The following is a 16,690-nucleotide window of genomic DNA, read 5'->3' as shown; positions in this document are numbered from 1 at the left end:
CTTTATCTTTTATTAAACTTCGTAAAGATTTTTTAAAATTAAAAAAAGGTCGTATCTTAAATTAGATACGACCTTTTTTGATTAATTACTTATTAGTAACTTTAACAAAAGTCTTATTACTTGTAATATATTGATTTTCATTGATGTATAGACGTGTGATACCACGGTACTTAACAACCTTCTTAACCTTAATGACACGATTTTGGCCATAATGTTTAATACGGTTTGCGATATCAAATTTCTTGTCATCATGTAACCAAACACCAGTTGGTCTGATTACCTTGTACTTAATACTCTTGTTATGAATAGTATAGTATGCATTTCTAGTTGCATTAGGACTAGCAGTTAAGATACCGCCGCCAACAACTCGATATCTTGGTACACCATTCTTGTAATAAGCAATTCCCGCAACCTTAAAGACATGCGCAGCATATCTTGGTTTCTTAGCATAGTAAACCACTCGATTACCCTTAGTAAACTTAGCTTGCTTATGAGTGTATACACCTTTGACGTTATATATATAACGTGGAAGACGTTTTTGAAGTGATTGTTTGTATGCTTTTTCATATGAACGAACGTAGTCGGCATTCTTCTTGTTCATATTTGGAATACTCATGTGCTTGTTACCACGCACACGACCAGCCTTACTTCCGTCTTCTAATTGACGTTTTCTTTCATCTGCGTAACCTTGCTTGAATGCATATTCGTAAAGTTCACCCATCTTCTTGTAGTTAATTGGCTTAGCCTTACTACGGTGGATATTAGCTCTTTCAGCCTTAATTCCTGCCTTGTATGCATTGTATCCAGCAACGTACGCAGCTGTTTCACGTTTAGCATTAGCTTGTGAAAGTGGACTAGTTGACTTGTTAGCCTTCGCATCCCTAATTGCACGCTTAACTTCCTTAGCCAATTGGTAACCTTGAGCAAGGTAGTAACTATTTAAGCCGTTTGTATTAACTTCTTCATTAGCTACCCCCAACTTAAATCCTTGACTAATTTGAGCATAGTTAGCTGCGTATTGAGCGGCTAATTGTGGATTATCTTTAGGCTTGTTGTTAACACCATTAGTAAAGTCAGTAACGACTTGACTATTGTTATTAACGTTATTTGCGGATGCCGCAGGTGAAACAGCATAACCATCACTGTATCCCTTAGCATATGCAGCTTGGAAAGCACCATCTTTACTATTGGCATTCTTAGTTTGGTTAGCAAATCCATCTTGGTAACCCTTCTTGTATCCATCTAAAATGGCGTTGTAGATTAAGTGATCTAATCCGTTTGGACCGATTAACTTGTCTTGAGGTTGTTTAGCCTGGATTGCAATAGCATCCTTCATCGCAATTGGAGCTGTCTTAAATCCAGCATCGTAAGCTGCCTTATCCACTGGATTTAGTTTATCATCTGCAGACTTTTGACCGCTGATGGCTTGACCTGCACCCGCTTGTGATTGAGCTTGCCATTCTGCGTAAGCACGCTTGTAGGCCTTGTCGTACATGACTGAAACATTTTGATAGCCATCTAGACTAACTCCATTTTGAGCAGCCGCAAAACCAGCTTTAGCAGCACGGTATGCCACATCTTCATCGCTTTGAGATTGATGAGCACTGTCGTTTTCATCGCTACCAAATGAAGCTTGGGCTAATTGGTAACCTTTCAAACTTTCAGCAGCTTTATTGAAACCTATCATAAATGCTTGGTCTTGACGTTGTGCTGCTGTCAATTTGTCAGCCGAGATTCCGCTCATTCCAGCATCAAAACCGTTAGATGCATCTTGGTAACCATTACTGTAATCGGCGTTTTGACTTTGTGGATATTGATTACCTTCAAAAGCGTTGGCACCTGTTGCGTAATGGAAACCTGTCATGAATGATGAATCATTACGTTGAGCAGCTGTTAAGCTACTTTCGCTAGTATGGTTTTGAACTACTTCGTTAAAACCAGCTTGTGATTGGTTGTAACCAGTTGTGTAAGCTTGGTCATAGATGTTTTGACTTTGACTTCTAGCATTATCCTTACCGTTCAAGTAGTCATTTGAACCATTAGCTGCGTTTTGCTTAATTTGAGCTAGTACTTGTTGATATGCGGTACGGTATGCGACTGGAAGTTGAGAAACATCCCTCGTAGTTGAATTCTTAAAGTCATTCAATGCATCAATTGAGGCACGGTATGCACGATCATGTGGATTGTCTGAATTGTAGGTATTAGATTGAGTAGGGTTATTTACCGCATCATTAATTCCTTGTTGAATTTCATCGGCAATGTTAAATCCACTCATGTAGACTGGATCATTTAATTGGGCTTGTGTTAATTGAGCTTTAGTGGTTCCGCTAGCACGGTTATTGAAACCAGCTTGCGCACGGTCAAATCCATATTGATAGTTACTATCGCTAGATTGACTTACGCCATTGTTAACAAAGTCTGCAGCCCCTTTACCAATATTGTAACCAGTCATGTATGTGGCACTGTTTGGTAATTGTTGGCTGTTACCGTTAAATCCATCATTAAATCCGTTTGATGTGTTGTTGTAACCAGTTGTGAATGCAACTGAATCAGCATCAGTTCCCTTAGATGAATTGTTAGCCAATCCATTTAGGAATTGTTGACTACCAGCAGCTACTTGAGCCTTAGCTTCATTGTAAGCTGTCTTGTATGCACGTTGATATTCAGATGAATTATTAGCTAAATTGCTATCCATTGGTTGTTCACTAGTTGCCGCCTTAAATCCAGCTAATGCAGCGTTGTAACTTTGTTGTGCTTGTGGGTCGTTAGTTTGGAAACGATCCTTATCATCAGGATTTGGATTCTTAACAGCAGCTTGGTAAGCAGCTTGGAAGTTAGCAGCCATTTGAACCCCTTGTTGGTATCCATAGCTATTATTGTTGCTGGTAATCCCCTTCAACTTATCAGAGTATCCGGCAGATGTGTCATCATAACCTAGTTGACGGAATTGACCATCCTTAGTTTCAGCAGTGTTATTAACAAAGTCATTGTAACCTTGCATGTATGCTGCATTATCCTTAGTGTATTCATGGTTGTATACATCTTGATAAATTAATGGTTGATTTGAAACGTCACTAGCGTGGTTTTGACGAGCGTCTGATCTAGCAGCAACTGTTACATTGTATCCCACTTGATAACCAGCAGTTCCAGTATTAGTTGCACTTTGGTTTGCGCCCGGTGTTGCTTTGTTAGCATCGTTACGACCTTGAATTGCATCATTAGCTGCTTGGTATCCAGAAGTAAATGGTGTGTTATTTTCAGCATTTGCATTTGGAGTATCAGAAATGGCATTTGTGTAACCATTTTGCGCATGATTGAAACCAAAGTTGTAACTGGATTGAACCATTGCATTAGAATCCTCTGGAGCTGATTTACCTACACCACTAATAAAGTCGTTAGTTCCCTTATTAATTTGCGCTAATGATAAATCATAAGCAGCTTGATAAGAAGCACGATATGGTAATGAATGAGTGGAATCATTATCCACTGGACTCGCTCCTGGAACTTGGGCTGCTTGGTATCCGGCAACCGCACCTAGATAAGCGTCATTAACGTTTTGATCTTGGTTATGTGGATTACCATTTACAACATCGTTTAAGGCAGCCTTAAATCCAATACTTAACTTATTACCTTGGTCATATGCTGGTTGGTATCCGGCATATGGAAGACTTTCAGGTGAGTTGGTTAAACCATTGATGAACCCTTTTTGAGCATCAGCTAAACCGGCATCTGTAGCCATGTTATGTGGTAATGAAGCAGTGTTGTCAGCTAGATATTGTTTAATTGCATTGAAGTAATCACCAGTAAATTTATCAGCGTCTTCTGGTTTAGAAATGTCTGCCTTAGGATCGTAGTTACCATAAATCTTGTCAAAGTATGCATTGTATTGATCTTGATATGCTTGAGTATGGCTTGAAACATCTTGTTTCTTACCGTTACGAGCATCTGTCATTGCTTGGACAACCGCATCATGTCCATCTTGACCACCTGCAGCACTTACATCAGGTGTACCTTCTGTATAAGTTGCATTAGCAGCGTTATCTGAAGCTACACGTGCATTGTATCCAGCCATAAAGACAGGATCATTTCTTTGAACGTTAGTTAATTGATCAACTGTAGTTCCAGCCTTAGCAGCATTGTAACCATCGCGAGCGTCCTTGTATCCTTGACTCACTTCATCGTCACCTAATTGACTATCAGACTTAGGAGTGCCATTCAAGAATTGACTAGCACCTTGACCTAAGTTGTAACCATGCACGTATGCGATGTTGTTACTTTGACTTTGGTCAAATGGTTGGTTACTTAAACCAGTTGTGAATCCATTCTTAGCATCTGAATATGCTTGATAAGTTAATTTATCAAGACTACTACCAGAATTAGTTGGAACACTTGGTGCATTAGTCAATGCATTCAATCCATTATTAACAGCTGTTATAGCATCTTGAACTGCTAATGCATATGTTTTTTGATATGCAGGAGATGCAGAAGATGGAGCAGTGGTTGATGGATTAGCATAACGAGCTGCGTTCATTGCATCTACTGTTGCTTGATATGCTTGCTTAGTAGACAGAGAAGCGTTATCAGCTGGTTTTTGACTACTATCTTGTTCAGCTTGTTTGTATGCTTGATATGCTTGTTGTCCAGCATTGTATGATTCACTGTAACCAACATTATCAGCATTTTGGTTTTGACCATTAGCAGCGAATCCATCGTTAAATCCGTTAGTTGCGTCAGTGTAACCTTGTGAGTGGAAGTCAGTACCTTGACTTTGACCACCTTGAAGGTAATCATTAACCCCACTTTGGTATTGCTTCATAAACGCATCAGTTTGACGGTTGTAAATAGCTTGATAAATTGGTGCTTGAGCACTGTTATCAACACGGTCTGGATGCATGAAGTTTTGACGAGCTGATTGAGCGGCGTCATATGCCATTCCATAATCATGATCATCTGAATCTTTCTTGGTTGCATTTTGTTGAGAACCATCTTGAAGTCCCTTTTGATATGCCACATAGGCATTAAATCCAGCCATAAAAGATATTTGATGTTTTTGTTGATCGGTTAGTTGACTTGATGATGAATCATGATCCGCTGCATAGTTAAATCCAGCAAGAGCTTGATTATAACCATTGGACTGATCCGGATTAGTAGAGTCATATCCTGACTTGTCTAATATGAAATGACCAGCACCCTTACCAACGTTATATCCATTCATATAAATTGGATCACTTGAATCAGTCGCAGCTTGTCCATTAAATCCAGTATCATAACCAGATTTAGCTAATTCGTATCCAGCTGGAACAGATTGATCTAATAAATCTTTCGAGTCTGTTGGATTGTCCACAATTCCAGCAGCAAAATCAGCAGCTCCCTTTTGAAGTCCTGCAGTGTATTGGTCAAATGCAAGTTTGTAAGCATTTTGATAACCAACATTTTGAGCACTGTTATCAGCTGCTGAACGACGTTCTTTGGCGTCTGTGAAACCAGCCTTAGCAGCATCATAAGCAGTTTGGGCTGTGAACTCACCTGAACCAGCTGTTGGTCCTGTGTAAGTTTCATCCCCAGCTTTGGCACTAGCATATCCTTCACCAACAGCAGAACCCAACTCATTACCTCGTAGGTAACCAATGCTATTAGATTGTGGTTGGTTTGGATGGTTTAATCCATCTGTATAACCCTGAGAAGTTTCGTTAAATCCACGGTTGTATGCGATGTTATCGAAGTTGTTGTTATCTGGTCCATTGTTATTATTCAATCCATCAACGAACTTATTCATCCCATTTGCATATTGACTAGCAGCTTCATCACGAGCTAATAGATATGCCTTTTGGTAAGTACCAGATTGAGATGCATCTACCTCATGATTAGGATCAACTTGTCCATCAGTAAATCCAGCTAATGCTCCAGCAAAGGCACTTTGAGCGTCGCTAGATGTTGCATTAGCATCACTTTTAGCATTGGCATTATTTCTGGAGTAAGCCATTTCATTCTTAACGTTTTGACCTTGTTGGTATCCAGCATTGTATTGGTCAGACGGGTTATTAATCTTATTAGAACCTGATAAACCATCTTCATAACCAGCCTTGGCGTCATCATAACCCTTCTTAATAGCGGCTTTGTACAAACCATTGGATGTGTGGTAATTAGATGGTAATCCTTGTTCGTCATCCCTGTTATAGTTCAAGAATGCAGTTGAACCAGTTGGAATCAAGTTAATTGCTTCTTGATAAGCTTGATTGTATGCATCTTGGTAAGCCTTGTATGCAGTACCACTGTAATCGCTTGGCTTAGGAGTTGCTGCGGTTGCTTGACCGTTATGACTATATGCAGCATCGAATCCTGCTTGAGCACCTAAGTAAGCATCCTTACCTAAAGCATCATCAGTTGATTGATAATTAACATCTTGATCTCGACTTTGTGCTAGATTGGTTGCCACAACAGATGCTTTTCCTAGCGCGAAACCATCAGTGTACCCTAGTTGGTTTTGTGCTGGTTTTACATCAGTACCAGCAGATGCATTAATTTGGGCTGTCTTTCCTGCATTGTATCCGTTTTGTTCATCCGCAAAACCAGATTGAACATCACTATTACCATTAGCAGTTGTTTGACCATCCTTAAATTGTTGCATTCCAGCTTTGTAGTCATTCACGATTTGATCGTAAATCAAGTTGTAGACACGGTCTTTACCTGAACGATCACTATCTGCAGATACTGTATTAGCCACAATATCAGCACGGGCCTTAGTAGCAGCTGCTTGAGCATCTTGATAGATAGCCAATTGAGTTGGATCTTTTGGTGCAGGAGTTTGGTTATTGTATCCAGCTAATGCGCTCTTTCTAGCGTTGTATCCAGCTTGATATGATGCGCTCTTTTGACTTAACTGCGTAGCAGTATAGTTTTGTGTTGCTGCATCATTAAATCCGTTTTGAGAATCTGTAAATCCTTTAGATAGCGCCTTTTGATCCATTCCACGTGTATCAGTTCCTGATGGAGCAGCATTTGGATCACTTTGATCATTACCAGATAGGAAGTTTTGTGCACCTTGAGTAACTTTTCCAGCTACTTCTGTCGCAGCTTGGTAGTATGCATCCTTGAAGAACGGATTGTTACTATTTGGATTGTTAGCAACTCCATTAGATAAGTAATCATTCATCGCTTTAACAGCACCATTGTAGGCTTGACCTTCAGCGACAGTGTTTACATAGGTGTCCATGTTACTCTTATCGCTAAAGTTAGCTTTGCTACTTTCAGCACTGTTATTAGCATTAGCAAGTGCGGCTTGGTAACCATTTTGCTCACTCTTCCACATGTTAACACCAGTTTGGAAGGCGATATTAGTCTTTTGACCTGCTGATTCAGCACCTTCATCATTACCAGCTTTGAAGAAGTTATATCCTTCAAGCGCCTTGTTGTAACCGTTTGAAGTAATATCTAGTTGATCAGAACGAACACCGTTATTACCAACAGTTAATGGTGTGTTTTGCGCAAATGCAAGTGCACCATTCTTATAAGCTGATTTATTGTTAGCTAAAGCTTGATTATATGCTGTCATGTAGACAGTATCGTGCACAGAAGTATCAGCGATTGGGTCATTATTTCCATTCTTTAGATTATTTTGAGCATCTAAAGCAGCTTGATATGCTTCTTGGTATGCTTGTTCAATTACCTTAGGATTATTAATTCCTTGTGGACCATCAACAGTTGCTGCTAATACCGCTGATCTAATTTGACTACCTTCAGTATAACCATTGATGTAGAAGTTAGATGATTTCACCGCAGCACTGGTACTACTATTTCCATTAACAGCATCATTAAATCCACTTTGTGCTGATTGATATCCTTGAACAAATCCTTGACTCTCAGCTTCTGTGAAGGATGTTGCATTATCAGGGTCAGTAGTCTTGCCAATTATGTTAGCTTGATCACTAGTTAGATTTCCTAGCATGTGTTGGTTGAATAAGTAGTTATTCATACCGTTCATAGCTGCACCTTGGATCGAATTCCAAGCGGTATTGTAAACAATATTACTAATTCCTGTACCATTAATTTTTGCTGCATCGGAAGTATTACCTGTGTTGGTATTATTTCCGACATTTCCAGTAGAAGCAGTCGATCCATTACTATTATTGGTATTACTTATCGCTACGTTAGGATTTTGTTTGAAATCTTTTAACGCTTGAATAACAGCATTCTTAGTGTCATTTTGATTACCAGAATTATCACCAGTATAGTTGGTAGTATTGTTAGGATTGTTCATCGTATCCATATAAGCTTGTTTAATTGCCATTGCGGCATCATAACCTTGCTTATATTGATCGTTATTGCTTATAGGATTTAATCCAGAAAGAGCATCATTAAAACCACTCTTGGCGCGACTGGCACCTTGAATAGCAAATGTATCATTATCCAATTGTGTATTATTAATAACCGAGTTAACACCATTTTGGTATTCATTTTGTGAGTATTCATATACTAATTTATATGCATTTGAATATACTAAGCTATTCTTATTGGAATTATCTTGTTCAGGAATTCCAGCAATCAAATCATTTTGAGCTTGAAGCATTGCCGTAGCAGCAGTTTGGTAATTTGAATCTCCACTACTTTGTGGAATCAAGGTTCCCTTAGATCTTAAATCATTAAAAGCTTGGATGACTTGAGTTGCTGCATTATTACCCGTTGTATAAGCAATATTATTAGCAGGCGTAGTTGTGTCCTTAGCTGGCAAATGAAGAATAGTTCCTAAATTATTAGTATTTCCAGTTATTAAAGCGTTATTATAAGCTGCTTTTGCAGCATTAAAACCATTCGTTTCAATATCTGAAGCACCACTAGGAACGCTTGCATCGTTATCATTACCATTCAAAAACTCATTAATTCCTTTAGCATAGTCATTACTTGCTTGAATATAAGTATTCAAGTATGCAATTTGAGCAATCGTAGAAAATGGTTTATTTGGGTTATTTGCGTAACCAGACTGACCGTTTTTAAGTGCAGCTCTAATAGTATTTTGAGTGTCATTGTTAACGTTTAGACTAGGATTATTTGCAAATGTTTGTTTGGCTAATGCAATCGCTGATTGAACATCTGAATTAGATGCATTCGTAAAGGCACTTACCCCGGAAGCGTAGGCGCTACTTTGACCAGTAGTATTATTTTGACCATTGGTAGCAGCGTTAAAACCTGATTGAGCCTGCGTGTATCCATAGCTATAAGCATTTTGTGCTGCTGCTGCGTCGTCTAAATTAGTAGTTCCACTTTGAGTTTGTTGCGAATTGCCACTAGTAAAGTCTTGAACACCACGAGCAGCATAATAACCCGTTAGATATGCCGGAGCTTGGTATGAGCTAACACTTGAATTATTGGTTCCATATACATATCCATTTTGTGATTGATCATAGAATTGACCATAATCAGTATTATCACCGGTAACTTTAGTAATCTGTGATAGTGCTTGATCTTTGGTCAAACCTTTATTGGCTGCCATTGCAACGATGGCAGCGTTATAACCCATCATAAATGTTGGGTTAGCTTTTTGTGCATCCGTTGGTGTCTGATTTTCTGCAGCTGTAAAGTAACCACTTCTAGCATTACTATATCCATTTGAAGTAGCTTGTCCTGGATATCCATTTAATCCATTACTCTTATCCTTACCACTTAAGAATAGCGTAGCTCCTGCAATAAATTTAGATTGACCATCTGCAAATGCTCTTTCATAAGCGACATTATATGCCAATGACTTATTCGGATTTATTGTACCTGAGCCACCGTTTTGACTGTCAGTGTATCCGGCAGCCGCCCCTTGAATTGCATCGTTAATGGTTACATTAGGATCCGTCTTACCTATACTGGACTGGGTTAGATTAAATCCAGCGTTAATATTTTTTTGATAATCAAAACCTTGTTGGTATCCCACACTATTATTATATCTATTTGAATCCTGAGTATTTGCATTAACACCATCTTTAGCGTCTTGGAAACCTTGTTGATAGACCTTATCTGAATTATTAGAAGTATAAGTTGCATCGTGACCATTAGTGTTTAAGTAGTCACTTACTCCTTGATTATAAGCAGCATTTACATTGCTTAGTAATGGTGAATATAGACTCTTAAATGCTTGGTCTTGATTATTATAATTTGAGTTTAAGGTCCCGTTGTACTTCTTGCTAAACCAATCAGTTACTGTACTATCTTTACCTCTTTGAGCATCATTAATTGCTTGAACTTCAGCGTTATATCCATCTACATATAGTTGAGATTTGCCACTAGCAGTCGTGATAGTTGCAGTTGCTAAATTAGCACGGGCATCCGCTGCTCCTTGCTTAGCTTGATTGTAACCATCATATCCAGCGTTATAAGCTGCTAAAGTTGAATCAGTCGGTTGGTGACTCTTATTAGCCGCACCAGATTGGTCATCAGTAACATGATCATTAAAACCAGCTAACGCTGCATTATAAGCATTAGTATATGCATTTTTCATTGCATCGTTAGTAGATGAAGTAACGTAATAAGTAGAATTGGATTTAACGTTATTAATGAAATCGTTTTGACCATTCGCAGCTTGTGCATCATAAGCTCTGGCAGCCTTTTGATATACAGCAATGTATGGAGTAATTTGTGAAGGATCCGTTACGTTCATAATCGCAGGGTCTTCTGTACCCATTTTAGCAGCATTTAAACCAGCCACTGCAGCGTTATATGCTTGAGCTTCAACGTAGTTAGTACTATTGGCAGTAACCGAACTATACTCAGTGCTGTTTTGATTTTGCAAAGCCTTTTTATAACCTGCAAGAACACTTTTAGTAACGTTATTGTATCCCGCTTGATATGAATCACTAGTATTAGTTGATGCATTAGAATTAGTATCTAAATTACTCAAATTAGCAAGAGCATCTGATGCCCCTTTTTGAGCTTGTAAATATCCAATAGAATAAGCATCGATTTGTTGATTACCATCTGATAACGCAGAATTTCTTAGAGGGTTACCATTTAAGTATGAATATGTTCCACGTGCTCCTTCATAACCTAAATTAACTAAATTATCGGTACTTGAAGATTTTAAAGCACTGATACTTGTGGAAGAATTCCATCCTTTATCCCAGATAAAATTACCGTATCCTTGTTTAGCCTTATCATATCCACTCTTATAATTAGCATTATTTTTATACTTATCATCATTTTTATTTCCTTGCAAATAGTCTTTAACCCCTTGTTCGGCGTCTGATTGACTAATTGCATAAGCTTGTTGATATGCTTGTTGGTATGCAATTGGTTTCTTACTTATATCAACTGAAGTCCCTTGTAGTCCTGCTTGGGCACCCAAATAAGCTTCATATTTAGCTGAATCGATAATATTACCGTTATTATCTTTAGGTTGTTGATCTTCAAAATCTTTATTAACACCATTATTAGATTGTTGTGAAATGGCTGCTTGATATCCAGCTTGGGCGTCTTGTGCTGCTTGGAACGCTTGCATAAATCCAATATTATTTTTTTGCACAGAATTTAATTCTTCACTAGTCTTACCAGATAAAGCTGCTTGATATCCCAATGAAGCATCTTGTTGAGCTTGTTGCCATAATACATCTTTACTATCGGCAGCTTTTCCATTCAAGAAATCGTTCACTGAATTCTTATATGCATTTTGTGCTTTAGTTAGTGCATTTTGATATTGAGATTGATAAGAAACACTGGTATTAGTTAAATTACGAGTTGGGTTAGTAACTGATGCGTCAGCATATGCATCACGAACTGCGTTAAATCCATCCATATAAGCTGGATTATTACTTTGTGTTGGTCGATTAAAGTTACCATATTGTTGAGTAGCTTCATATGCACCGGTTTGTGCATCCTTAGCGTATTGGAATGCCTTTAAGTACGCTTGCGATTGATTGCTTGGATTACTTGGATTTACTGATGATGGATTATTGCCATCAACGTATTTAGCTTTAAAATCATTAAATGCTTGTTGCGCATCATTATATGATGAACTATATACGTCATTATTGCTTTGTGAACCTTTATTTTGAATAAAATCATTAAGTCCATTCTGATACTTAGCATTAATATCATTATATTCAGAATTGTAAATTATCTTATAGATATCACTCTTGCCATCTAAGTTAGTAGCTGTTCCTGTTTTGGCCACAGCTGAATAAGCATCCCTATACGCATTATATGCGTCTTGGTATGCCTTAGGTTGAGAAGAAATATCTGATGCGTGGTTATTATCAATATCGTTTTTAGCATCTTGAATCGCTTGAGTGGCGCTTTGAGCAGCTACAACTGCATCCTTATATGCTTGTGTTTTACCACTTAGAGTGTCTGTGCTCATATTAGATCCATTCGCAACGTTGTATTTAATTGCATCTTGGAATCCATTTAACGCATCTTGGTAACCCTTAGTGTATCCAGCTTGGTTAGATGCACTAGATGGATTATTAGTTCCACCGTTAACAAGCGCTTGTTCCCCAGATTTAATGGATTGACCTAGTTTATATCCAGATAGACTTTGGTGACCATCATTAACACCATTATATCCATCAATAGCATCTTGGTATCCTTGAGCTGAAACATCTTTATATTGTGATGGTAATGATGAGGTATCATTTGAATCTGAATTCAAGAATGAGTTAGCACCATTATCGTATTGTGACTTAATTTGTTGATATGCCAAATTATATGCATCAGTCAAAATCAATTGACCGTTGGTATTAGTAGTTGAACCAGTTGTAACATCTTTTTTAGCGGCATTAAACGCGTTAACCCCGATTGCATAAGCTGCATTATTGTTTAATGAGTCATTTGATACTTTTCCGTTAGCAGCATCTTGAATTCCTTGCTTAAAGTTATCAGCAGCATGGAATCCTTGATCATAAGCAACGTTATTAGGATTTGCTTCAACAGTTGTCACCTTACTATCTTGATAACCTTGCACAGCATTGTAATAAGCGTTGTTGTAGTTATCAGTATATTGTGCAGTTGGTTTTGATGTAGCAGTTGAACTTGGATCAGGGTTTACATACGAATTAGTTGATGATTGTTGTTGACCGTTAATGAAGTCATTAAGTCCTGACAATGTTCCTTTGGCATCAGCTTTGGCACGATTGTATCCATCAATGTAACCTTGTGGGTCAGTGATAGAATTGTTGTCTTTAGCAATGTTTTCAGCAACGCTTCCAACTTGAATGGCACCTGGATTATTATTTGGATCTGGTGCACCTTGTGCAAAAGCATTGTAACCAGCCATTACACTGTTGTAACCATTGGTGTAATCGTCATCAATTTTGTATCTATCAATGTAACGTTGTTGATCTGCTTGATTACCATTAGATAAGTAGTATAAAGCATCGTCACGACCATCACCGATACTTGAGTAACTACCAGTATCGATAACTTGTTGACTTTGATCAACTAATGATTTTCCATCAGAAGAAAGATCATAACTGTGTTGTGAAGAAGTAAATTGCTTAGTTTGAACTTGAGCAACCGTATCAACCCCATCAACTCCATAACGAAGAAGCAATCCAACGTATGGTGTCTTCGTTGGGTTGTAATTACTTGGCATATTAATGCTGTACTTGATTAGTTCATAATTATAGTTAGCAGGAACTTGAATTGCTTGAGTGTAATTATTCTTATCCACCGTTACAGTATTAAAAATATTATTACCTACAGTTGTTAAAGTTGGATAACTATTTTGAGTACCATAACCAATTTGCGCATAAATTGGGTCCGTATCAGTTGATTTACGATCACTGACTTGTGCATAACCAGTTAATGTATATGTTCCATCAGAATTTAAAACTGGAGTCATAGGACCTACGAAATAAACTGCAGGAACCGTTGCGATTTGAACAAAGTTAGGATTTCCTGATTGAGTAAATGATCCCTTATTACCAGAAGCATCAACAAAACTATTGGTATAGTTTCCATTCTTATTATATAAATGGAAACTGTATAGAATTTTAGATGATCCTGTATTTGATTGACCAGCAATCAAACCATTAGAGCCTTGCACTCCTACCCCGTAAGTAACCAATGAAGTATATGCGTCTATTTTACCGTTAGAAATACGACTGCTGGTATTAGTATTTTGAGTTAAATCTAGTGTAATATTATTTTGGCCTGGATTAGTAATGTTCAATGGACCGGCCAACAAGTTAATTAAGCCTGTACCATCACCACTAATATATAGGTTCCCTAAGTTATTAACATTAACTTGTCCGTTATTGTTATATAGCAACCCATAAGAAGTTCCAGTGGTAGAACTACCTAACCCTTGGGATTTAACCATTACTAAACCACCATTAGAAATATTAACTTGACCAGTGGAATCAACAAACATTGTGGCATCAGAGTTATAACTTGGCGCTGCTGTTTCAATATCTAAAATCCCACCGTTGATGTTAACATTTCCGTATGTGTATAGACCGTTAGCATATAATGTACTACCGTTCCATGCATCTGGAATAATTTGTAAAGTGGCACCTTTATTGATGTTTAAGTTAGCACCATTAGTAACCACGATTCCATAGTTTGAACCCAAACGAGCATAGTATCCACCGTTACCACGGGGTATCAATGTCATTTGAGATCCTTCATTCATAGTTAAACTACCTGAAAGCTTAATAACGTTGTTACCGTAATCTCTGGCAACTGAACCGAAGTATTTAGAGCCAGGATATAGTAGTAAGTTTTGGACTTCCATATTTTCTTGGTTACCATTACCTTCGGTTGGATGAATCCCATTATTTAATGAAGTTTGATAAGTAGAAACGTTAATTTCATTAATATTTCCCTTAAAACGAATATCGTTACCCCCGGCAGGCCAGTCAGAAAGCATTTGAGCCCCCATGTAGTTAACGTTATCGTAAATAACCGTACCTGGTTGGTTAATCTTTAAGAAACCATAATAGTTGTATGAGTATGCCATTTGGAAGTTCTTGATATTAAGAACTGGGTTGACCCCAGCATCAGCAACGAATTGATCCAATACCCCATGGAAATCAACTTGGTGATTTTGCGCATCAACGGTTAAGTTTTTTAAATGCTGGATTGTTGGCCAATGTTCTACATATGGATCTCCTTGGAAATCGATATCGTTAACTAATCGAACATTACTATATCCTTTACCTTCATCATTGATTCCTAATCCCATCGCATCATTATATGCAGAATAACCGGAATTATTACCATTAACAAATGAAGCAAAACTCCAATCAGAGTGATAATTACCTGCTAAGGCACGTTGGAATTGCCATGCATTATGAACAAAGGCCGTGTTATTATCGTTCATTTCACGGGCAACATTATCGTATGCCATTTGATAATATGCACTACCATTAAGGTAGTTAGCGTTTGTATTTTCGTTTTGTAGTACATATCCATATTTTTGAATAGTATCGTTAGTTCCCCATTGATCATTCATGGCTTGTTGTGCACCAATGTAAGCTTGATCATATGGATTAGTAGATTGGATTAATGGATGATAGTTATCACCCGGAAAACTCAACTGACGAGATGCATCGTAGACTAAGCCTTGTTGAGTACTAATACCTGACCACTTACCAGCTTTAGCATCTTCTGTTCCTTGATGAGCTAAGGCATAGTTAACCCCGAATTGGTAAGCATTATATAGCTCAGATCCAGCAGTATAGGTATTTTGACTGGTAATATTGCTATCAGTATTGGTAGGAATATTAATTTGGCCATTTTCTGCAGCACCTAAATGCACAGTTACATTAGATTTACCATTGAATTTAGAATTCAAACTACTTTCGTAACTTAAGGCAGCTGAATGAGCTGATGTAGCTGCTTGGGCAGATGAAGTTGCACCGGAAGCTGATGATCCTGGTGTATTAGTGTTTTGTGAGAAAGCTGTGTAATCTTGAGTTCCTGTACCATAACCATTTACATAGTTATTGTATAAACTCTTAGCATTACTGGCACCATAATAGGCAGCATTGTAGTAGTTTTGGGCATCTGAAGCGACAGTTGCAACGTTGTTACCATTTCCGGCAAAAGCGTCAGATGCGGCTTGATTAATCGCACCATTATATTTAATGGCATCTGAAGCAGCACTTGCTACATCTGAAGCTTGAGAAGATGATATTAAAGAAGATGCAGGATTAGCAGCTATTGATGCCCCTGACGAACTATATTTAGTTTGTGATAAATCCACAAGTCCTGTGTTGTATGCAGATTGGGCTTGTGATGACAACGATTGATTTCCGGGAGTCGCTGCAGTAACAGCCACACTTCCGGCGCTTTGATTGGCATAAGAAGCATTAATATTATTTGTATTAGTTACACTAGTAGTACTTGCAGCTGCAGCAGCTGTAGTTTGAACAGCTCCACTGGTAACAGTACCACTAGATGGATTAGATACAGATTGTTGGTTAGTAGTCGTGTTTGTAGAAGCGTTATCAGCGTGTGCATCTTGACTGAAAGTCATGGTGTAAGTTACTCCACCTAATGTGGCTAGAGTGGATAGTGACACTACTACCCATTGCTTTTTAACTTTTTTCATGACTTTTTTGTCATTTACTTTGTTAAATCGTTTCTTATTGTATTGCATAATCGTCGTCCTTTCTTTGAACTTTTTTATTAAAAATCGATTACTAGAAAATCACTGCGTATTAATTTTTAGCTACAGTTAACGCAATTTTATACATAATCAATATTATCA

1 protein-coding gene is annotated in these 16,690 nt (G+C 37.9%); it reads right to left on the bottom strand.

Annotated elements, in window-relative coordinates:
• Positions 1-85: 85 nt before the first annotated feature.
• Complete coding sequence (locus tag RZ74_RS01045; protein ID WP_053949606.1) at positions 86-16,579, bottom strand: beta strand repeat-containing protein; 16,494 nt, start codon at positions 16,577-16,579, stop codon at positions 86-88.
• Positions 16,580-16,690 lie beyond the last annotated feature (111 nt).

It is taken from the genome of Apilactobacillus apinorum (assembly GCF_001281175.1).
Classification (GTDB): domain Bacteria; phylum Bacillota; class Bacilli; order Lactobacillales; family Lactobacillaceae; genus Apilactobacillus; species Apilactobacillus apinorum.
The sequence above is the reverse complement of the archived record's forward strand: the minus strand, read 5'-3'. Positions and strand labels throughout refer to the sequence as shown.